This is a genomic window from Streptomyces sp. NPDC058864 (assembly GCF_042742985.1).
Lineage (GTDB): Bacteria > Actinomycetota > Actinomycetes > Streptomycetales > Streptomycetaceae > Actinacidiphila.
The window spans coordinates 208,632-228,810 of the sequence record NZ_JBHYMQ010000003.1 but is presented as its reverse complement, the minus strand read 5'-3'; the positions used below and the strand labels follow the sequence as shown (position 1 = coordinate 228,810).

General features: G+C 72.0%; 16 protein-coding genes and 1 pseudogene. 4 read left to right on the top strand and 13 right to left on the bottom strand.

Annotated features, from left to right (window positions below):
* Window positions 1-134: 134 nt before the first annotated feature.
* From ACFW3D_RS04270 to ACFW3D_RS04235, 8 genes are all read right to left on the bottom strand, one after another.
* Window positions 135-704, bottom strand: a complete 570-nt coding sequence (locus ACFW3D_RS04270) for an AMIN-like domain-containing (lipo)protein (RefSeq protein ID WP_500501108.1) — start codon at window positions 702-704, stop codon at window positions 135-137.
* Between the two features lie 357 nt (window positions 705-1,061).
* Window positions 1,062-1,838, bottom strand: a complete 777-nt coding sequence (locus tag ACFW3D_RS04265) for a hypothetical protein (RefSeq protein WP_500501106.1) — start codon at window positions 1,836-1,838, stop codon at window positions 1,062-1,064.
* Between the two features lie 387 nt (window positions 1,839-2,225).
* The gene (locus tag ACFW3D_RS04260) at window positions 2,226-3,974 is read right to left on the bottom strand and encodes a glycoside hydrolase family 35 protein (RefSeq protein ID WP_500501104.1); all 1,749 of its coding nucleotides are present in this window, start codon (window positions 3,972-3,974) and stop codon (window positions 2,226-2,228) included.
* A gap of 149 nt (window positions 3,975-4,123) precedes the next feature.
* Window positions 4,124-5,176: a LacI family DNA-binding transcriptional regulator gene (locus ACFW3D_RS04255; RefSeq protein WP_500501102.1), complete on the bottom strand. Its 1,053-nt coding sequence runs from the start codon at window positions 5,174-5,176 to the stop codon at window positions 4,124-4,126.
* 153 nt (window positions 5,177-5,329) lie between these two features.
* Complete coding sequence (locus ACFW3D_RS04250) at window positions 5,330-6,673, bottom strand: ABC transporter substrate-binding protein (RefSeq protein WP_500501100.1); 1,344 nt, start codon at window positions 6,671-6,673, stop codon at window positions 5,330-5,332.
* Between the two features lie 116 nt (window positions 6,674-6,789).
* Window positions 6,790-7,758, bottom strand: a complete 969-nt coding sequence (locus tag ACFW3D_RS04245; RefSeq protein WP_500501098.1) for a carbohydrate ABC transporter permease — start codon at window positions 7,756-7,758, stop codon at window positions 6,790-6,792.
* A 2-nt stretch (window positions 7,759-7,760) separates the two neighbouring features.
* On the bottom strand, window positions 7,761-8,681 hold the full coding sequence (locus ACFW3D_RS04240; RefSeq protein ID WP_500501096.1) for a carbohydrate ABC transporter permease: 921 nt from the start codon (window positions 8,679-8,681) through the stop codon (window positions 7,761-7,763).
* A 268-nt stretch (window positions 8,682-8,949) separates the two neighbouring features.
* Window positions 8,950-11,370: an FtsX-like permease family protein gene (locus ACFW3D_RS04235; RefSeq protein WP_500501094.1), complete on the bottom strand. Its 2,421-nt coding sequence runs from the start codon at window positions 11,368-11,370 to the stop codon at window positions 8,950-8,952.
* A gap of 590 nt (window positions 11,371-11,960) precedes the next feature.
* Between ACFW3D_RS04235 and ACFW3D_RS04230 the strand changes: the two genes are divergently transcribed.
* Entirely contained in the window at window positions 11,961-12,713 is a 753-nt protein-coding gene (locus ACFW3D_RS04230; RefSeq protein WP_500501092.1) for a DUF4328 domain-containing protein, read from the top strand.
* Window positions 12,714-13,037: 324 nt separating this feature from the next.
* Here ACFW3D_RS04230 and ACFW3D_RS04225 read toward each other — a convergent pair whose 3' ends face one another.
* Entirely contained in the window at window positions 13,038-13,628 is a 591-nt protein-coding gene (locus ACFW3D_RS04225) for a hypothetical protein (protein WP_500501091.1), read from the bottom strand.
* A 362-nt stretch (window positions 13,629-13,990) separates the two neighbouring features.
* Here ACFW3D_RS04225 and ACFW3D_RS04220 point away from each other — a divergent pair.
* Window positions 13,991-14,344, top strand: a pseudogene (locus ACFW3D_RS04220) (hypothetical protein); the annotation flags it as partial.
* Here ACFW3D_RS04220 and opcA read toward each other — a convergent pair.
* The 3 genes from opcA to ACFW3D_RS04205 are packed head-to-tail and all read right to left on the bottom strand — an operon-like array spanning window position 14,269 to window position 17,260.
* Window positions 14,269-15,264: a glucose-6-phosphate dehydrogenase assembly protein OpcA gene (opcA, locus tag ACFW3D_RS04215; RefSeq protein WP_500501089.1), complete on the bottom strand. Its 996-nt coding sequence runs from the start codon at window positions 15,262-15,264 to the stop codon at window positions 14,269-14,271. The pseudogene ACFW3D_RS04220 and the gene opcA overlap by 76 nt on opposite strands.
* Window positions 15,261-16,796 carry a glucose-6-phosphate dehydrogenase gene (gene zwf, locus ACFW3D_RS04210; RefSeq protein ID WP_500501087.1) on the bottom strand — a complete coding sequence of 512 codons (1,536 nt, stop codon included), beginning with the start codon at window positions 16,794-16,796 and terminating at the stop codon, window positions 15,261-15,263. The genes opcA and zwf overlap by 4 nt, the downstream gene beginning before the upstream one ends.
* Window positions 16,797-16,846: 50 nt before the next feature.
* Window positions 16,847-17,260 carry an ankyrin repeat domain-containing protein gene (locus tag ACFW3D_RS04205; RefSeq protein WP_500501085.1) on the bottom strand — a complete coding sequence of 138 codons (414 nt, stop codon included), beginning with the start codon at window positions 17,258-17,260 and terminating at the stop codon, window positions 16,847-16,849.
* A gap of 378 nt (window positions 17,261-17,638) precedes the next feature.
* Here ACFW3D_RS04205 and ACFW3D_RS04200 point away from each other — a divergent pair, with 378 nt between their 5' ends.
* Entirely contained in the window at window positions 17,639-17,833 is a 195-nt protein-coding gene (locus tag ACFW3D_RS04200; protein WP_018534760.1) for a hypothetical protein, read from the top strand.
* Window positions 17,834-17,953: 120 nt separating this feature from the next.
* A complete protein-coding gene (locus ACFW3D_RS04195) occupies window positions 17,954-19,576 on the top strand; it encodes a hypothetical protein (protein WP_500501083.1) in 1,623 nt (540 codons plus the stop codon).
* Window positions 19,577-19,597: 21 nt separating this feature from the next.
* Here the strand turns inward: ACFW3D_RS04195 and ACFW3D_RS04190 are convergent, their stop codons facing one another.
* Complete coding sequence (locus ACFW3D_RS04190) at window positions 19,598-20,098, bottom strand: metallophosphoesterase family protein (protein WP_500501080.1); 501 nt, start codon at window positions 20,096-20,098, stop codon at window positions 19,598-19,600.
* Window positions 20,099-20,179: the final 81 nt, after the last annotated feature.

Below are 20,179 nucleotides of genomic sequence, written 5' to 3'. Positions count from 1 at the left end.
TGCTTATTCTCGGGGCCCCGCCCGTTGTTTTTTCCCCCGTCCCGCTACTCCACGGGTTTTGCGGGCGCCCGGGGGCCCGCCCCGGGGGGGGCCGGGGGCCCCCCCGGCCCGGGGCCCCGGCCGGCGCGAGCGCCTCACCAGGTGTGGGCCACGTCGACCACCAGGCGGTCGGGCAGTTGGAACACCCGGAACGGCAGCCGGGCCCGGACCCCCAGGCCCACCTGCGTGTCACCCTCGAAGCTCGATGCGAACTTCGCGTCCCGGAAGGTCCGGTAACCGGTCAGGTCGACGCCCGGCAGCGTCCGCCCCGCGCGGCCCGGGTAGGTCGCGGCGCCGGTCTGCGGGTCGTACGAGGGCGCGGCCACCCGGATCTCGATGATCGCCCCGCCGGAGACCGGTATGACCCGGCCCGAACCGTCCTGGTGGACGGCGGCGACGTACTGCACGGTGTAGCCGATCGCGTCCGTGCCCGCAGTGGGCACGTCGAACACCACGCGGTCGTAGCAGTCGTGGCGGCCGGTCCTGATGTCGGTCAGCGACCCGAGGTCGGCGTCCGTCCCCGACTTCTTGAGGCTGCCCCAGCCCGTCGGGCACGCCGCCGCGGGCGCGGCCGGCGCCGCGGCCACCGTGGGCGCCGCCACGGCCACCGCCGCACCCGCCATCACCAGGGCGGCGAGCGCCACCCCGTATCGTTTCGCAGGCATGGTTCCCCCTTGCTTCGCGGTTTTCGCTTCCTTGCCATGTACGACATGCCGGGCAAGGCTTTGGTTGTGCGGGGCGCCCCGGAACGCAGCCATCTGCCCGGACTCGCGCCTATCCGGCGGGCCGGGAAATCCAGCTGCCGCCCGCTGCCGGCGGTGACAGGCCGAGTCAGTGCCCTTCCTGCCGTCCTCTGCGACATCCTGAGCGGGCAGGCCATGGTCACCACCGGCACGGCAAGGGTCTCCGTCGCACCTGGGGGCTGGAATCCGTCCACGGGCACACCGAGTTCGACGTGCGGCCCGGCCTGTCGTCCGGGGCCGCCGTATCCGAAGCGGCGCCTTCTGCCTGACGGTCGCGCGTCAGCCGTCGGTACGGGGGAACGCCGTTCCCAGGACGTCCGTGACGGCGGCGAGGGTGGCGGCCGACGGGGCGCGCAGGCAGACCTCGACGCGCACTTCGAAGGGCTTGCCGTAGGGGGCGGAGCGTCCGAGACCCCAGGCGAGGATCTCCGTGTCGCCCCGCAGTGTCCGGCAGCTCTTGCCGGCGGGCATCGGCTCGCTCGTCCAGAGCGGCTTCGCCAGGCCGGCCTTGCCCGTCACCGTCGGCCGGAACGCCATCAGGACCCCGTTCTCGTCGAGTTCCTCCAGCGGTTCGCAGGCCGGCGGCGTGCCCTCCCCCAGGTCCGGGCAGGAGTCGCGCGGCGGGCGGCTGAGGGGCTGCGAGGACACGAAGCCCGTCGCCGTGGCGCTGCCGCCGACGGACAGGCTGTCCCAGCCCCGCGGTACGCGCAGCGTGAGTGCGGTCTCGTCCAGGAGGCGGACCGTGATGAAAGCCGGCGTGGGGCCGGGCGTGGGCGTCGCGGCGGGAAGGACGTGCCGTCGCTCCGGCGCGGCGGCCGGTGACCGGGCATCGCCCGGTGACCGCAGTCCCGGTAGGAGGGTCACGCAGGCCACTGCGGCGGCCGCCGCAGTGGCCGCGCCGACCGCCGTCGCGCGGCGCCGCCTGCGCCGCTGCACACGCCGCCGGATCTGCGTCATACGGTCGGTGGGGGTGGCGGGCCGCGGCGCCCCGTCGCGAAGGAGGCGGCGCATCACCTCCTCCGTGTCGTGCCACTGCTCGTCAGGCGCGGCGCGCATCTTCCTCACTCCCATCCCACCCGCCGGAACGGCTGCACGCCGGCCGGCGCCCTGCGTACGTGCACCTCGGGATTCGCCCGGCGGTCCGGTGCCGGACGAACTCCTCACCTCTGTTCCAACCAGGTGGGACGCCGTTCGGTTGCCCCGGGAACGTGTACCGCCCGCCCTGTCGCCCGTCGCACCCTGAAAAGCCGGCCCCGGCCCAGTAGTCCTGCGCCACCACGGTGTACGCCAACGCGAGGACCACGACCACGCGAACGGAGAATCCGGCGGCGCCTGCCCGCGATGATCGCGGACGCACGCCGAGGAAGCCGGCGCTTGCGCCGCACCGCCCCGCAGCCCGGGGTGCCGGGCTGCGGGGCGGTGCGGCGGGGGGACCGGAACCCGTCACTCCTCGGTCGGCCCGAGGTCGGGGGTGTCGCGCAGGTCGGCCGTCGCGCGGACGGTCGCGTGGAGTTCGAGGACGACGAGTTCGTTCGTGCCGGGACGCAGGACGGGGCCGGGGACGTACAGGCGCTGCTGGGGGCCGCGGGACCAGTGGCGGCCGAGGGGGAAGCCGTTGATCCACGCGTTGCCCTTGGTCCAGCCGGACAGGTCCAGGTAGGTGTCGGCGGGCTGCTCGACCTCGAACCGTCCGCGGTGGAACGTGGGCCCGACTGGCTGCGGGCCACCGGTGGTGAAGGTGAGGCCCGACAGGTCGTCCAGGGGCAGCGGCCTGCTGCTCCAGCCGGTCAGTTCGGTGCCGCCGGCGGTGACGGTGCCGGTGATGCCCTTGCGGTCGTGGATGCCCTGCCCGTAGTTGACGCGGCCCTGGTTCTCGACGAGGACGGTCAGGGTGGCCCCGCCGTCGGGCACGGTGACGGCCAGGGCGGCCTCGTGCAGCTCGCGTTCGAGGACACCGGCGGGGGCGCCGTCGAGGAAGACCTGCGCCCGGTCCGCGATCCCGGTGAAGTGCAGCAGCGTCGGGCCCGCTTCGCGCAGCGCGGTCTCGTACAGCACAAAGCCGAAGTCCTGGCCGAGTTCCTCCATGGTCAGCGGGCGCGGCCCGGTCACCGCCTCGCCGAGGCGGTCGGCGGAGCCGAGCAGCGGGGCGTTGCCGGTGAGCCGTACGCCGAGGAGGTTGAGCTTCTTCGACGGTTCCGGGAGCGGCTCGTCGGGGACGGTGGTGTGCCGGGCGAGGACGTCGCGGAAGGCGAGGTACTTGGGGGTGATGTCGCCGGCCTCGTCCAGGGGCGCGTCGTAGTCGTAGGAGGTGATGGTGGGGCGGTAGGTGTGCTTGTCGTTGGCGCCGTTGGTGAAGCCGAAGTTGGTGCCGCCGTGGAACATGTAGAGGTTGACGCTGGCGCCGGCCGACAGCAGTTCGTCGAGGTCGGCGGCGGCCGACGCGGCGTCGCGCACGACGTGCACGCCGCCCCAGCGGTCGAACCAGCCGTTCCAGAACTCGGTGCACATGAGCGGCCCGTCGCCCTGGTGCTCGCGCAGCGCGGCCAGGCCCTGTGCGGGGCGGCTGCCGAAGTTGACGGTGCCGAGGACGCCCGGGATGCTGCCGCGGGCGAGGTCGGCGGGCTGGTCGCAGGTGAACAGGGGGACGTCCACGCCGCCCTGCCGCAGCCTGTCCTGAAGGTGCGTCAGGTAGGCGGGGTCCTCGCCGTAGGCGCCGTACTCGTTCTCGACCTGCACCGCCAGGACGGGTCCCCCGTTGGTGGCCAGGTAGGGGACGACCAGCGGCAGCAGCCGGTCCAGGTAGTCGTCCACCGCCGCCAGGTAGCGGGGGTCGGCGGTGCGCAGCCGGATGCCGGGGGTGGCGAGCAGCCAGGAGGGCAGTCCGCCGCCCTCCCACTCGGCGCAGATGTACGGGCCGGGGCGCAGCAGTACGTGCAGGCCCTCCTCCTGCGCGAGTTCCAGGAAGGCCGGCAGGTCCAGGCCGTCGTCGCCGCGGAAGGTGCCCGGCCGCGGCTGGTGGAGGTTCCACGGCACGTAGGTGTCGACGGTGTTGAGTCCCAGCAGCCGTGCCTTGCGCAGCCGGTCGCGCCACTGGCCGGGGTGGACGCGGAAGTAGTGCAGGCCACCGGAGATGATGCGGAACGGCTCGCCGCCGAGGCGGAATTCGTTCCCTTCGATCCGCAGTACGGGCATGGGCCGTGCTCCTCCAGTGGAGTCGAGTTCTGGTGCGTTCGGTGCGGTCACGGGGTGTTCGCCGGTGTGCGGCGGGGACGCCCCGCGACGGGATGTTTGCGTTGCCATCACGAGGTGCGGCAACGGTGCGGAAACTGCCGGGGGGGCGGTCAGCGGGCGTGCGGCGGCGGGGCGGTACTGCCGCGCACGACCAGGCTGGTGGGCACCAGCGTGGTGCCCCGCTCCGCCTCGTCGTTGCGGATCTGCCGCAGCACCCCGTCGACGCAGCGCCGGCCGACCTCGGCGAAGTCCTGGTGGATCGTGGTCAGCGGCGGCATGTACGAGGCGGCCTCGGGGACGTCGTCGAAGCCCACGACGCTGACGTCCTCCGGCACCCGCCGGCCGTGCTCGCTCAGCGCGCGCAGCACCCCGAGCGCCATCTGGTCGTTGGCGACGAACACCGCCGTGCAGCCGGGGTCCCGGGCGATCCGCAACCCGGCCTCGTAGCCGGACTCCGCGGACCAGTCGCCGCGCAGCAGCGGCGGCACCTCGCGCCCCGCCGCCTCCAGCGCCGCCCGCCAGGCGCCCACACGGCGCTCGGCGGCGAACGACTCCTTCGGCCCGGCGATGTGCCGCACCGTGCCGTGGCCCAGGCCCAGCAGGTGCTCAACGGCCGCCCGGGCGCCGCTGGCCTGGTCGGTGTCGACCACGCAGTACCGGTCCCCGGCGTCGGAGTCCACCACCACCACGGGCGCGGTCGGCGGCAGGGCCACCGTCATCGCGTCCAGCAGATGGACCTCCATGATCATGACGACACCGTCCACGGCCAGCTCACCGAGCCGGGTGAACGCGCCCCGGACCCCGTCCTGTGTGGGCACGGTCACCGGCAGCAGCGTCGTGGCGTAGCCCTCGCGGGCCGCGGAGGAGGCCACCGCCTCCAGGGTGCGCATGTTGCCGGTGCTGGAGAGGCTGAACAAGATGACGCCGATGGTGCGGAACTCACCCCGCTTGAGGGCGCGGGCCGCGCTGTTGGGCCGGTAACCCAGCTCCTTCATCGCGGCCAGCACCTGCTGCCGGGTCTCCTCCAGCACCCCGGGGAAGCCGTTGGAGACCCGGGAGACGGTCTGCGCCGAGACGCCCGCCAGCTTGGCCACGTCGGCCATCGACGCACCGCGCCGCCGCCGCTGCACGCCCGCCACCGAGCTCTGTCCGGTCCCGTCCACGTGCGTCGTACACCTCATACGTTTCACAGCCGTTGGTGGTCAGAAGTCTAGGGGGGCAGAGCTGCGCGGACCGGCGATCCGCGGCCCCCCGGGCCGGCGCCGGCAACCCCTCCCGGGGAGGCGCGGACGCCGGCCGGAGGCCACGACGGGGCGTCAGCCGCCGACGCTGAAGCCCTGGTCCTTGCCGTACTTCACCGAGGCGTCCTGCCAGGTGCCCAGGGCGTCGGACAGCGGCGTGGAGGACACGTAGGCCTTGCCGACCGTGTCGTTGAAGACCGAGTTCGCGTACACCTGGTACGGCAGGTACGACCAGCCCTTGACGACGTTCGCCGCCGACTTCGCGAAGATCTCGTTGGCCTTCTGGCCCCCGAAGTAGGGGAAGGCGGTGTCCAGGAACGCCTGCGAGTTCAGATCCGCGGTCGTCGCCGGGAAGGCGCCGCCCTTGATGCGGGCCTGCACACCCGCGTCCTTGTTCGCGTACTTCACGAAGGCGTAGGCCAGCGGCTTGTCCTTGGCCGCCTCCATCACCGCAAGCGAACTGCCGCCGTTCTCGGCGCTGGCACTCTGCCCCGCCTGCCACTGCGGCAGCGGCGCGGCACGCCAGTCACCGGACGCGGAGGGCACGCCGGAGACGAAGTTGGCCGGCATCCAGGCACCCGTCGACAGCGTGGCGATGGTGCCGTCGGCCAGGCCCTTGTACCACTGGTCGCTCCAGGACGCGATCGGCGCGAGGAGCTTCTCGGAGATCAGCTTCTGCCAGACCTCCGTGAACTTCTTGGTGCCCGCGTCGCCGAAGTCGACGTTCACCTTGGTGCCGTCCACCGTGTACGGGTGGCCGCCGGCCTGCCAGATCAGGCTGGTGACGAAACCGGCGTCACCGGTGTCGTTGGTGATGTACGCCTTCGGGTCGGCCTTGTGCAGGGCGCGCGCCGCGGTCAGGTACTCGTCCCAGGTCGTGGGAACCGCGATCTTGTACTTGTCGAGGACCTTCTTGTTGAAGAACATCGCCATCGGCCCCGAGTCCATCGGCAGCGCGTACACACCGCCGTTGACGGCGACGGAGTTCCACGGGCCGGGCGAGTACGCCTTGGACAGGTCCTTGGCACCGTACGCGCTCAGGTCCGTGACGGACTTGCCGAGCGCGAACTGGCTCAGCGCGTAGTACTCGATCTGCGCCACGTCCGGCGCCCCGGAACCGGCCTGCACCGCGTTCTGCAGCGCCGTGTACTGGTCGTTGCCCGTGCCCGCGTTGACCAGCTTCACCTTGACCTTGGGGTACTTGGCCTGGAAGTCGGTCACCACCTGCTTCAGCGTCGGCTCCCACGCCCACACCGTCAGCGAGCCGCCCTTGTTCAGCGCGGCCTCGACGCTGCCCGCGTCCGCGGCCTTGGCACCCGAGCCGGAGTCGTCGGAGGAACCGCACGCGGTCAGGGACAGCGCCGCCGCGCAGAGCACCGCGATCGCCTGCGCCGAACGGCGCAGTGGCTTGTTCGTCATCGCATCTCACTTCGTTGTGGTGATGGTCTGCGGCACCGCCCGTCGCCACGGCACGGGTGTGCCGGGCTCGGGACCGCAGGGGGAGGGTGGGCACGGCGCCGACACGGCGCCGGTGGTCATTCCTTGACGCTGCCGGCGGCGAGCCCGGACTGCCAGAAGCGCTGCAGGAGGAGGAAAGCCGCGACCAGCGGCACGATGGTCAGCAGCGAGCCGGTGACCACCAGGTTGAACACCGGCTGCCCGCCCGCGGTGGCGGCTTGGGCGTTCCAGGCGTTGAGCCCCAGGGTGAGGGGGTACCAGTCCGGGTCCTTGATCATGATCAGCGGCAGGAAGTAGTTGTTCCACGTCGCGACCACGGTGAAGAGCAGCACCGTGACGATGCCGGGTCCCAGCAGCGGCAGGCTGATCCTGAAGAAGGTGCGGATCTCCCCCGAGCCGTCGACCCGGGCGGCCTCCAGCAGCTCGTCGGGGATCGCCTCGGAGGCGAAGACCCACATCAGGTAGAGACCGAACGGCGAGATCAGCGAGGGCACGATCACCGCCCACGGGGTGTTGGTCAGGCCCATCTTGCTGAACATCAGGAAGGTCGGCACCGCCAGCGCGGCACCCGGCACGGCGACCGCGCCGATCACCACCGCGAAGACCGCCCGCTTGCCGGGGAAGTCGAACTTGGCCAGTCCGTAGCCGCCCAGGACGGCCAGGAACGTCGCACCGCCCGCGCCCAGCGCCACGTACAGCAGGGTGTTCAGCAGCCAGCGGACGAAGATGTGGTCGTCGTAGGTGAGGGTCTGCTGGATGTTGTCCCACAGGGCGAAGTCACCGCTGAACCACAGCCCGAAGGAGTCCAGCAGGCTCTTCTGGGTCTTGGTCGCGCTGATCAGCAGCCAGGCCAGCGGGACCAGGGTGTAGACCGCGACGAGCGCGGTGAGGACCGTGAGCAGGACGCTGCGCCGGGGCCGGTCGGAGGAGTGCCACCGGCCCGCCGGGCGCCGGGACGGTGCGGCGGGGCGGGGCCCGCCCTGCCGGGGGACGGTGCCGGCTCCCGTGTCCGCCCCCGTGTTCACCTGGGTGCTCGCCTCGGCCATCGTCAGGCCTCCTTGCGCATGCCGCGCAGCTGCACGACGTAGGCGATGATCATCGTGACGACCCCCATGACGATCGCGACGGTCGCCGCGTAGTTGTGCTGCTGCCCGGAGAAGGACAGCGAGTAGGTGTAGAGGTTCGGCGTGAAGTACGTCGTGATGGCGTTGGGCGCCAGCGGCTTGAGGATGCTCGGCTCGTTGAACAGCTGGAAGCTGCCGATGATCGAGAAGATCGTCGCGATGACCAGGGCCCCGCGGATGGCCGGGATCTTGATGGAGGTGACGATCCGCAACTGGCTCGCGCCGTCGATCTCGGCCGCCTCGTACAGCGAGCGCGGGACGACGTGCAGCGCCGAGTAGAAGATCAGCATGTTGTAGCCGACGAACTCCCAGGTCACGATGTTGCCGATGCTCGCCAGCACCAGGCCGGGCGAGAGGGGGTTCGGCAGCGAGGCACCGAAGGTGTCGTTGATGTCGGCGACCAGGCCGAAGCGGTCGCCGTACATGAAGCCCCACATCAGGGTCGCCACGACGGCCGGTACCGCGTACGGCAGGAAGATCGTGATCCGGAAGAACTTCCGGCCGTGCAGCCTCCCGCTGTCCAGCGCGAGGGCGACCAGCAGCGCGATGCCCAGCATGACCGGCACCTGCACCGCGAGGAACAGCGCGACGCGCCCGAGGCCGGACCAGAACTGGCCGTCCTGGAAGGCCTGGACGTAGTTGTCCAGGCCGACGAACGAGGTCCCGCCGATCAGGCGGTCGCGGAACAGGCTCAGGTAGATCGAGTAACCGATCGGCGCCAGGAAGACCAGCGCGAAGACGATCATGAAGGGTGCCACGAAGCCCCAGCCCAGCCAGCGCCGGCCCCGGCGTCCCCGGGGAGGAGCGGCCCGGCCGGTGCCCGGTGGCGGCGGTACGGCAGCCATGATCCCATCCTTCACATCGTCGTGCGGGGTCCCGTCACATCGGGCGGGTCCGGGATGGTTGCGCAAACATCAGTGACCGGAGTCGGCGCACGTTTACGCAAACATTTGATGGACGCGATGTTTGCACCGGCCATCACGACACGTCAAGGGCCCTCACGCGGTTCGTCCCCGGCACAACCCCGCACGACCGTCCCCGCACGTCAACAGCCCATTGAACAGCCCCAACCGCTGCCGCCGGCCCACAGCACGGACCGGCGGCAGCCGACCCTCACTCCGTACGCAGCCCGTCCGCCCGCATCAACCGCCACAGCACCGGAAGACTCAGCAACGTCACCACCAGGACCGCCACCGCACCGATCCCCGCATACGGCAGGAACACCCACCAGTCCCGCACCGGCTTCACCACGATGCCCAGCATCACCCTGCCCAGCACCAGCCCGCCCACGATCGCCACGACCGTACCCGCCAGCACCGGCACCGCCGTCTGCCACAACACCGACCACGCCAGCGTCCTGCGCCGCGCACCGAAGGCCACCAGCACCGACAACAACCGCTGACGCTCCCTCAACTGCTCGATCAGCGCCACCAGCATCCCCGCCGCTATCAGCACCACCGTCAGCGTCCCCCCGATCCGCAGACCGGTCTGCACACTCGAGTACTGCCGGTCACGCTCCACGTTCACCAGCCCGTACACCCCCAACGCCGGATCCAGCCGCGCAGCGGCGTTGCGCAGGTACTCCTCCGCGTCCGGAACACCATGGTCGATCGCCACGGACGCCGACGTCGACGCCTGCGGCAACCGGTACCCGGCCAGCGCCCCCGGCGTCGCCAGGATGCCGTCATGCACGTCGCCCACCGGATCCCGCACCGCCACCACCGCACGGGACGACTCCGGCAACGTCCACGACTCCCCCTCCGAGGCGCCCTCGGACATGCCGCCCAGATCCATACGGCTGCCAGGACGGGCGACCTCCCCGGTCAGGAGATTCGCCTCCCGCACCCGGCGCGACGCACCCGGCTGACGGGCCACGAAGGTGTCACCGTCACGGCACGACGGCAACGCCGCCAGCGACCGCAACGTCGCACAGCTCCCCACGGTGAGCGTGGTCACCGAACCCGGCCCCCCGGCCGCATCCGCACGGCTCACGTACGCCTGCACCGTCGCGACCACCCGCCGCACACCCTCGACCCGGCGGAACTCCTCGGCCATCCGCTCCGCCAGCGCCGGCACCCCCACGCTCCCCGAAGCCGTGGCAACGCTGAAGTCCGCACGGACCACCTCGGCACGCTCCGACGACGAACCCGCCGCCTTCGGCGCGGACGAGGACGACGCGAAGTCCTCCTGCATACCGCCGAACACCATCTGCAACGCGATCGCCCCGGCCACCGCCACCGTGATGCCGCTCACCGCCCGCGACGCCGTCCCACTGCTCAACTGCAGCCGGCGCACCGCGAGCTGCCACGCGACCGGCCCCCCGCGCAGCCGCCTCACCACGGCCTCCACCAGCCACGGCAGCACCCCGGTCAACCCCACCAGCACCAGCACCGCACCCAGCGCGATCGGATACACACCGCCCGAGCCCAGCTCCTCCTCCGCCGACCCCGTCCACGTCAGGACACCGACGCCGACCACAGGAGCCACCAGCCGCCACCACAACCGGCGCGGACGCAACGCGGCATGCCGCACCACCCCCAACGGCTCGATCACCACCGACCGCAGCGCCGACTGCGTCACCAGGACCGCCCCCACCAGGATCGCCACCACGATCAGAACCGCCAGCGACGGATCCGGGGCGACGTCCGCCGGGAAGGCGCTCACCCCCCACAGCCGCACCGACCCCGCCAACCGGCGCGCCCCCAGGAACAACCCGGTGCCGACCAGCAACCCGAGCAGGGCCCCGAACAACGCCTCACCCGCCGCGACCCGACGCGTCATCGCGATGTCCGCACCGACCAGCCGCAGCGCGGCCAGCCTGCGGTCCCTGCGCTCCCCGCCGAAGCGGACGGCCGTGGCGATGAACACACCCACCGGCACCAGCAGGACGACACAGATCAACGCGACCAGGACCACCAACCGCGGATCGAACCGCCCCGGACCCGGATCATGGCCGTACCCCGCGGACCTGATCGCACCCCCGCTCCTGGACAGGGTGCCGCTGCCGGCGTAGAAGCGCAGCTCACCGGGTTCGAGCAGACCCCGGTCCGCGATGGTCCCGATGATCCGGTAGTCGAGCCGCTCCTTGAGCAGGGCGCCGGACGGCGAGTCCAGCAGCCCGCGCAGAGCGGGCGAGACCACCATCTCCCCCGGCCGCGGAATCCGCGCCACACCCGGCGGCGGCGGAGCACCGGGACCGTCCGGGCGCAGCAACTGCCCGCCGACGGCCTCGCCGCGGAACTCGGTGGCTGCGTCGCGCCAGAGGAACGTCGTTTCCGCGCGCCGCACCGACACCTCGCTCTCGACGTTCGGCGTCTCACGCGCGTGACCGCGCCCTTCGCGGGCGTCGAGGACGTTCGGCACCGCGGTGGCGAGGAACAGCAGGGCCACGCCGAGGCCGACGCCCACCGCGGTCAGCGCCGTGCGGATCCAGCCCTCGCGGCCTCCGGCGCCCGCCAGGCGCATGCCGAGCCCCAGATCCCTCAGCGCCGAGCCGATGCGCCCCGGCCCACCGCCGGTACGTCGACTGCTCATGCCGGGCCTCCCTGACGGGGCATGCCGTCGTACGTCGCGGTTCGGTGGTTGCGGGACGCGGCCTGGGGCGGCGCGAGCGGATGCGGGATCGGGAGCGGGTCGAAGAACATGCAGCGAATATACACGCTGTCTATACACTCAATGTCTACCCACAAGGTGTCAGCACAGTGTGCTCGCGGTTCCGGCCCAGCTCCTCCACTTATGGGGAAAATCTCCAGGTCAAAGTGGTACGGCGTGCTTCCTAGGGACTGCGACGCACAGTGGCAGAAGTGTCGACACTGGTGGCGGTGGGGCCGGACGGTTCGGCCGGGGCGGGTCTCATGGGCGATGGGCTCTCGACCCTCGCATTACTTGTCCCCGGGCAGCATCGACAGGTCGATCACCGAGGCACACGCCGGCATCCCGGCACCCGCCGTTTCCCCGTGGAAACCGGCAGCCAGGTCGTCCGTTCGCCGTGCGGCCACCGTGACCGGGCCGAAGACGGCGAACGCTGATCAATGATGTGGACTGGCCAAGATCTCCTGCCGTAATGTCCTGCTGCCCGCCGCTCGGCGTGCGCGTCTCCATGCTGTGTCCCTGGGGGGATTCCCATGTCGTTCAGTCCTGTCGGGCCGCCGCCCGGCGCCCCGTACCCCACCCCGTACCCCATGCCCGCCGGACCGCCGGCGACCACCGCCGTGCTCCGTTCCCCGCTGGGGCTGGCGACCGCGGTGACGGTGCTCCTGTCGCTGGTCATCGCGGCCGACGTGGTCGACATCGCCGCGGAGGCAAGTCGCTATGCCCTGATGGGTACGGCGGTCGCCGACGAACTCTCCACCGTCGACCAGTCCGCCCTGAGCCGGTCGGACCTGTGGACCGGTGCCGCGCTGGCGCTGCAGGCCCTCACGCAGCTGTCGACGACCATCGTCTTCATCGTCTGGTTCTACCGGGTCCGCTCCAACGGCGAGGTGTTCGCCCCCAACGGGTTCGAGAAGGGCCGCGGGTGGGCGATCGGCGGCTGGTTCATCCCGATCGCCTTCTTCTGGATCCCCTCCCAGGTTGCCAGGGAGACCTGGGTCGCGAGTTCCCAGACCACCCAGGACGGCCGTCTGCGGCCCGCCGACTCGGGCCCGGTCTCGTACTGGTGGGCGGCGTGGGTGGCCGACCAGCTGCTGGACATGCTCTCGGTGCTCGTCACCAACGAGAACTCCGTGTACGCCGACGACCTCCGCGACGCCGCGGGCATGATGATCGCCGTGGACGCTCTGGACATCCTCGCGGCAGTCTTCGCCATCCTGTTCGTCCGCAAGCTGACGGCCATGCAGCACCGCAAGGCGACGGAGGGCCCGTTCGCCCTGTCCTGACCGTGGAGCCGGTCACGCTCCACGGATGCCGGTGGCGCAGTGGCGGCTCCCCCGCTCCCCGGTCGTGAGTGGAGCGGGGACACCTGGGCCTCGTGATCCGGGCGGCGGACGAGCGGGGTGAGTGGTCCTGCGCCGAGGCGGCGGTCAGCGAGCCGTGCGCGACCGGGGAGTTCGAGCGGGCCCGCGACCTGCCGGTGCCGTTCGTCGCGGCAGGCCGGCGGCCCGCCGCCCGGGCGACGGCCGAGGTCCCGATCGACCGGGGCCGCGCGGACGAAGTGACGGAGTCGGTCCGACCGGTGGGCCGACGCGGGAACCTCCGTGCGATCACGGGGACTTGCCGTCCAGGCCGGCGGCCGGCGGCAAGGGGTTCACGCCGACGCGCGGGGCACCCGGGCGGGCCGAGGTGAAGACCGGTGGCTGACCGGTGTCGGCCGGCTGCCGCTCCTGCTCGACATCCCGCTCCCGGACCTGCCAGAGCAGGACCCCCCGCCGCCGTTCCCAGCGGGCCGCCCGCTCCGCCCGCATCAGGGGCTCCACCGCGAAGCAGCAGACGAGGAGGGCGACCGCCGGTTCGAACAACGCGAGAACGGAAGAGAGGACGCCGAAGGCGGCGAGCAGCACGCCGTAGCGTCTCCCGAGGCTTCGCCTGGACCGGGCGAGCACCGACGCGGACAGAGCGGTGGCGGGATCCGCAATCGGTACGGCCGCCTCGAAGAGGGGGACGTCACCCAGCCTCTTGAGCCTCGACGTTGCGACGAACCCCGTCAGCGCGTTCCCTGCGAGGAAAAGGGCGAGCATCTCCCACTGCAGCACCCTCGCGCCGCCCCTCACAGCGACGGTCACCACGAGGGCGGTCGTCCCGCTGAGCAACCACACCGCGGCGAACAGCACTTGCTTGTGGACGAATCTGATCACTGCCGGACTTCCCCCGCCCTCGTCGAGCCCCCGCAGCCGTCCCCGCGACAGGGCTTGGCGCAGCTTCCGAGCCGTGCACCGCGGCCGTGGGCCGTGTGCCCTGTGCCGTGCGGCTGCACGACCATGATGGCGCGCCCGTACGGATCGCATCCAGCCCCGGCACCACGGCGTCGGCCCCGGGCGTCGGTCGCGTGCGGGGCGTGTCAGCGCGCGGTCAGCGCCCTGTCAGCGGGGGCGGGCAGTGTTCGGGCATGGACACCGTCACCGCGGACCGATCCGCTTCGCCCGCTTCCGCCCGCCCGCCCCGCAGCGCCGGCTCCGCGCGTTCGCGTTCCGCGCCGGCCGCGTTCGCGCGCTTCGTCGTGTGCGGCGGCGGGGTCGGTCTGGCGTCCTCCGCGGTGCTGATGGCGCTGTCCGGGACGGTGCCGTTCGCCCTGGCCAACGCAGGCGTGACGGTGGCCTCGACGGTGCTTGCCACCGAGTTGCACGCGCGGTTCACCTTCGGCCGGGGCCGCGCCGGGTGGCGGGCGCACCTGGGATCGGCGCTGACGGTCGTGGCCTGCTACCTGGTCACCACGGCCGCGATGCTGCTCCTGCAGGCGGTGTGCGCCGCCCCCGGCGTACTGCTGCGCCAGTCGGTCTACTTGGCCGCCTCCGCGTTGGCCGGGGCGGGCCGCTTCTTGGTGCTGCGCGCGGTGGTCTTCGCCCGGCGGGGCGGCCCCGCCACGTCGGTGTGGCGCAGCGACGCGGCGTACATCTCGTCGGGGTCGAGCCGGCGCAGTTCCTCGGCGATGAGCTCGGCGGTGGACCGGACCTTCAGCGCGAGGTGCCGACTGGGCTGCCCGGGGATGGTGAGGGTGGCCAGCGGACCCTCGGGGCGGTCGATGTTGATGTCGCCGTCCGGGGTGCGCAGCCGGACCGCGGTGACGACCGGGCCGTCGGTGACGACGCGGTCGACGGGCACGCGCAGGCGGCTGCCGAGCCAGCGGGCGAGGAGTTCGGCACTGGGGTTGTCGGCCTCGCTCTCCACGACGGCCGAGGTGACCGTGGCCCGGGCCTGGTCGAGCGCGGCGGCGAGCATGGACCGCCAGGGCGTGAGCCGGGTCCAGGAGAGGTCGGTGTCGCCGGGGGTGTAGCCGGTGGCACGGGCCGTCAGTTCCTCCAGGGGCTGCTCGACGGCGTACGCGTCGGTGATCCGGCGCTGCGCCAGGGCGCCGAGGGGGTCGGCGGCGGGGTTCGCGGGGGCGTCGACCGGCCACCACACCACCACGGGCGCGTCGGGCAGCAGCAGCGGCAGGACCACGCTGTGGGCGTGGTCGGCGAGTTCGCCGTGCAGACGGAGCAGGACGATCTCACCCGTCCCGGACTCGCCGCCGACGCGCACCTCGGCGTCGAGGCGGGCGCTGCGCCGGTCCCGCGGCGAGCGGCCGGGGCGCTTGATGACGACCAGGATGCGCGAGGGGTGCTCGCGGGAGGCGTCCGAGGCGGCCTTGAGGGCGTCGTAGTGGTTGCCCTCGTCGGTGACGACGACGAGGGTGAGCACCATGCCGACCGCCGGGCTGCCGATGGCCCTGCGGGCCTTGATCAACGCCGAGTTGATCTTGCTTGAGGTGGTCTCGGTCAGATCGATGTTCATGGCCGGCGCCAGCTCCTGCCGTCTCGTGCGAGCATCTCGTCCGCCGCCTTCGGACCCCATGTACCGGCGGTGTACTGCTCGGGCTTGCCGTGCCGGTCCCAGTACTCCTCGATCGGGTCCAGGATCCGCCAGGACTCCTCCACTTCCTGCGGTCGCGGGAAGAGGTTGGCGTCGCCGAGCAGGACGTCCAGGATCAGCCGCTCGTAGGCCTCCGGGCTGGACTCGGTGAAGGACTCGCCGTAGGCGAAGTCCATCGTCACGTCCCGGATCTCCATCGAGGTGCCCGGCACCTTCGAGCCGAATCGCACGGTGACGCCCTCGTCCGGCTGGACCCGGATGACCAGGGCGTTCTGCCCCAGCTCCTGGGTGTCGGTGTGGCTGAAGGGCAGGTGCGGGGCGCGCTGGAAGACGACCGCGATCTCGGTGACGCGGCGGCCCAGGCGCTTGCCGGTGCGCAGGTAGAACGGAACGCCCGCCCAGCGGCGGTTGTCGATGCCCAGCTTGATCGCGGCGTAGGTGTCGGTCCTGGAACCGGGGTCGATGCCCTCCTCCTCCAGGTAGCCTGGCACCTCCTCCCCGCCCTGCCAGCCGTGCGCGTACTGGCCCCGGACGGTATGGGCTCCCAGGTCCTCGGGGTGCCGGACGGCCTGGAGGACCTTCAGCTTCTCCTGGACGAGGGACTTGGCGTCGAAGCCCGCGGGCTCCTCCATCGCGGTGAGAGCGAGGAGTTGGAGGAGGTGGTTCTGGATGACGTCGCGTGCGGCGCCGATGCCGTCGTAGTAGCCGGCGCGGCCGCCGATGCCGATGTCCTCGGCCATCGTGATCTGCACGTGGTCGACGTAGGAGCGGTTCCACAGCGGCTCGAACATCGTGTTGGCGAAGCGCAGCGCCAGGACGTTCTGGACCGTCTCCTTGCCCAGGTAGTGGTCGATCCGGAAGACCTCCGCGGGCGGGAAGACCTGGTGGACCACCCGGTTGAGCTCCTGGGCACTGGCCAGGTCGTGGCCGAAGGGCTTCTCGATGACGGCACGCCGCCAGGACCCGCGGGGAGGATCGGACAGCCCGTGCTTCTTCAGCTGCTGGACCACGCTGGGGAAGAACTTGGGCGGCACCGAGAGGTAGAAGGCGAAGTTGCCGCTGGTGCCCCGGGCCTTGTCGAGTTCCTCGACGGTCGCGCGCAGCTTCTCGAAGGCGTCGTCGTCGCCGAAGTCTCCGGACACGAAGCGCATTCCGGCGGACAGTTCCGTCCAGACCTCCTCACGGAAGGGGGTGCGCGCGTGCTCCTTGACCGCGTCGTGGACGACCCGCGCGAAGTCCTCGTCCGCCCAGTCGCGGCGCGCGAAGCCGACGAGCGAGAAGCCCGGCGGCAGCAGCCCGCGGTTGGCCAGGTCGTACACGGCGGGCATCAGCTTCTTGCGGGACAGGTCGCCCGTCACACCGAAGATCACCAGCCCGGACGGTCCCGCGATGCGCGGGAGCCGCCGGTCGGATGGATCGCGCAGCGGATTGATCCAGCTGTCGGTTTCCGTCATGGGTCCACTTCTCTTCATCGTGGGTACGGCGTCGTCGTGGCGCGCCGGGGTCATGCGGCGCCGAAGAGTTCCAGGAGTGCGTCCTTGCCGAACATGCGGGCGGTGTCGATGGCCGAGGGGGTGCCCGCGGCGGGGTCGGCGCCGCCGTCGAGCAGGACGCGGACCACCTCGTCCTCGCCCTTGAAGACGGCGCCTGCCAGCGGCGTCTGGCCGCGGTCGTTGACGCGGTCGGGGTCCGCGCCGCGCCGGAGGAGGGCGGCCACGGTGGCGGCGTGGCCGTGGTAGGCCGCGAGCATGACGAGGGTGTCGCCCTTGTCGTTGGTGAGGTTGGCCGGCACGCCGGCGTCGACGTACGCCGTGAGGGTCTCCGTGCCGCCCCGGCGGGCGAGGTCGAAGACCTCGGCGGCGAGTCGCAGGACGCCGGGGTCCTGGGCCGGGTCGTTCTGCGGGGTCGGCTCGCTCATCGTCCCTCACTGGAAGTGGCTGTTCGCCGTGCGCGGGCGGGGCCTTCGTGATCCACCCTAAGCGGCCTCAACCGCCCTGGTCTCGCCGGGCGTGCCCCCGGTGCGCACTGCGGCGGGGGCGTGGACCGGACAAGAAGCCATGGCCGAAGCTTAACGATTTTGATCACTCGAACGGGCGACTTCGTTGCTCCGTCGGCGGGGCCTGCCACATGACACGCCGTACGACCGGCGAGGATCACACCCGAAGAAACAGTTCAGCAGAGCTGAAAGGGTGAACTTCCCTACAAATCACCCATTCGCCTCTTTTCAGAACATATTACTATCTGTAATTCTGGAACAACTCATGGTGACAGTCCCCATCACACAGGAGTAGCCCCCATGATCCTGTCCATCTCAGGCGTCGTCCTGCTCGGCATCATCGTCTTCCTGTTCTTCCGCAAGGACGGACTCAAGGCGTCCCACGCGCTCGTCTGCGCCCTCTTCGGCTTCTACCTCGCGGGCACCGCCATCGCCCCGAGCATCAAGGCCGGCGGGGCGAGCCTGGCGAGCCTCCTGGGCGGGATCAAGTTCTAGGCCATGTCGTCCTGGGCCGTTCCGCACGGCCGATCCACCGGGCCCGGCGCCGCTCCGCACCGGGCCCGTCCCGTCCAGCCCCCGTCGTACCGTCCCCGCAACGATCTTCTGGAGCTCCCCGTGGTCCGGCGCCCCCTCTCCGCCCTCCTGAGCAGCCGCCCCTCGCTCTCCCGCGGCCGTGAGCTCGCGCGGGCCGCCGTCGACAGCACCACGGACGTCCTCCACCCGCTCTTCGTCATCGCACGCGGGCTGCGCCGTCAGGCCGGCTGGGCGCGCGAATGGTGGGGCACCACGCCCAAGGACCGGCGCGGACCGGCCCTGCTGGCCTCCGTGGGGGCCGGGTTCCTCGTCCTGGTCCTGCTCCCCTACGGGGCCTACCTGATGTTCGCCGCCTGGATGGGCTCCGCCGGCTGGATGGGCCGGGACCGCACCCCCGCCCCGACCGGGCCGAGCGGCGCCGAGAACGACCGGCTGACCGCACTGTACGAGGCCCTCGTCCCGTACCTGTCCGTGGCCGACGACCCCAGCCCGCTCTACGCGCACGACGGCAGCTGGGAGAACGCCTTCGGCGACCACGCCTTCGAGGACGGGCGGCTGGTCCGGCTGCACCTGAAGTACCCCGCCTACTTCACCGACGGCGAGGCCGCCGCCAGGGCACGCGTCGAGCACGTGCTGCACGCCAAGGTCGGACGTGGCCGCGAGTACCGCTTCGAGTGGAACGAGGAGGAGAACCACCTCACCCTCACCGCGCTCCCCCCGCTGCCCACGGACATCGCCGCCCAGCGGTTCGTCACCTCCCCCGGCGAGACGGTGCTCGGCTTCACCGACCCCGAGGCGGTGCAGCGCACCGTCCCGGTCGGGGACGGCGAGGATGTCAGGGACGCGCCCCCGGTGGTGTGGCGCACCGGCCCGCGCTCCACCGAGCCGCACCTGCTCGCCCTCGGCCACCCCGGCACGGGCACCACCACGCTGCTGCGCTCCATCGCGCTCCAGGCCCTGCCGGAGGGCGACGTCGTGGTCGTCGACGGCAGCGGGACCGGCGAGTACGCCTGCCTGACCGGCCGGCCCGGCGTGATGGCCGTCGAGAGCGGCCTTGCGGGGACGCTGGCCACCCTGGAGTGGGCGGCGCACGAGACCGAGCGCCGGCTGATCGCCGTCAACCGCGCCCGGCAGGCCGGCCGCACCGCCCCCGACGACGTACGGCGCCCACTGTGGATCCTCGTCGACCGGCCGACGGTGCTCAGCCAGCTCGCGCACGCCGAGAGCCGCCCCGACCCGCAGGAGCTGCTGGACATCCCGCTCCGGCACGGCCGCGCGGCCGGCGTGACCGTCGCCGTCGTCGACCACCTCGACGGCGCCGAATCGCTCTCCCCGGTGGTCATCGCCCACACCAGGGCCCGGATGCTGCTGGGCGCGGTCACCGCGGAGCAGACGCAGGCGGTGCTCGGCGCGCCGCAGTGCTCGACGTCCGCCGCGGAGGTGCCGCCGGGCCGCGGCTACGTGCGGCTGGGCTCGGGGCCGGTGCTCCGGGTGCAGGTGCCCGCGACCCCGGACCCCTTCGACGAGGACGCCAGCGACGCGCACCGCCAGGCCGTCATGGCGCTGCTGCCGCCCGCGGACGCCGCCCAGGGGGCGGAGCCGGGGGAGCGGGAGGCGGAGGCCGCCGAGGCCCCGGGCGCGGTCCGGGTCTCCGGGCCCTCGGGCGCGGTCCGGCCGGCCGGCGACCCGGCGCTCGAGCACTGATCCCGAGCACCCCCGCGCGGCTCAGCGCCGCGGCAGTTCGTGCAGCCGCACCTCGGTCAGCGCGCCCCCGGCCGCCACGGCGGTGAGGTAGGTGCAGTACGGCTGACGCCTGCGGTCGGTCGGCGAACCGGGGTTGAGCAGCCGCAGGCCGCCCGGCGCCGTGCTGTCCCAGGGGATGTGGCTGTGCCCGAAGACCAGGACGTCGAGGTCCGGGAAGCGCTCCTCGCAGCGGCGTTCGCGTCCCTGCGCGGGGCCGCTGTCGTGCACCACGCCGAAGCGCAGCCCGCCCAGCTCGGCGCGGGCGACCTCGGGCAGCCGGGCCCGCAGCTCGGTGCCGTCGTTGTTGCCGTACACCCCGATCACCCGGCGGGACCTCGCCTGCAGCAGGTCCAGGGTCGCGGCGTCGACCCAGTCGCCGGCATGGATGACGGCGTCCGCCCCGGGAATCCGTTCCAGTAGTTCGGCCGGAAGCGCCTTGGCACGTTTGGGCAGGTGTGTATCGGACATCACAAGAAGACGCACACGTCCACGCTATCCGCGCGGGGGGACGGGAGCGGTGCCGGGCACGGCGGCCGGAAGGGAGGCCGACGTCACGGCGTGCCG

What these genes read in the sequence shown, in the direction of transcription:
- ACFW3D_RS04270 (WP_500501108.1), bottom strand. Translation starts at nt 704, where the DNA reads ATGCCTGCGAAACGATACGGGGTGGCGCTCGCCGCCCTGGTGATGGCG.
- ACFW3D_RS04265 (WP_500501106.1), bottom strand. Translation starts at nt 1,838, where the DNA reads ATGCGCGCCGCGCCTGACGAGCAGTGGCACGACACGGAGGAGGTGATG.
- ACFW3D_RS04260 (WP_500501104.1), bottom strand. Translation starts at nt 3,974, where the DNA reads ATGCCCGTACTGCGGATCGAAGGGAACGAATTCCGCCTCGGCGGCGAG.
- ACFW3D_RS04250 (WP_500501100.1), bottom strand. Translation starts at nt 6,673, where the DNA reads ATGACGAACAAGCCACTGCGCCGTTCGGCGCAGGCGATCGCGGTGCTC.
- ACFW3D_RS04245 (WP_500501098.1), bottom strand. Translation starts at nt 7,758, where the DNA reads ATGGCCGAGGCGAGCACCCAGGTGAACACGGGGGCGGACACGGGAGCC.
- ACFW3D_RS04240 (WP_500501096.1), bottom strand. Translation starts at nt 8,681, where the DNA reads ATGGCTGCCGTACCGCCGCCACCGGGCACCGGCCGGGCCGCTCCTCCC.
- ACFW3D_RS04235 (WP_500501094.1), bottom strand. Translation starts at nt 11,370, where the DNA reads ATGAGCAGTCGACGTACCGGCGGTGGGCCGGGGCGCATCGGCTCGGCG.
- ACFW3D_RS04230 (WP_500501092.1), top strand. Translation starts at nt 11,961, where the DNA reads ATGTCGTTCAGTCCTGTCGGGCCGCCGCCCGGCGCCCCGTACCCCACC.
- opcA (WP_500501089.1), bottom strand. Translation starts at nt 15,264, where the DNA reads ATGAACATCGATCTGACCGAGACCACCTCAAGCAAGATCAACTCGGCG.
- zwf (WP_500501087.1), bottom strand. Translation starts at nt 16,796, where the DNA reads ATGACGGAAACCGACAGCTGGATCAATCCGCTGCGCGATCCATCCGAC.
- ACFW3D_RS04205 (WP_500501085.1), bottom strand. Translation starts at nt 17,260, where the DNA reads ATGAGCGAGCCGACCCCGCAGAACGACCCGGCCCAGGACCCCGGCGTC.
- ACFW3D_RS04200 (WP_018534760.1), top strand. Translation starts at nt 17,639, where the DNA reads ATGATCCTGTCCATCTCAGGCGTCGTCCTGCTCGGCATCATCGTCTTC.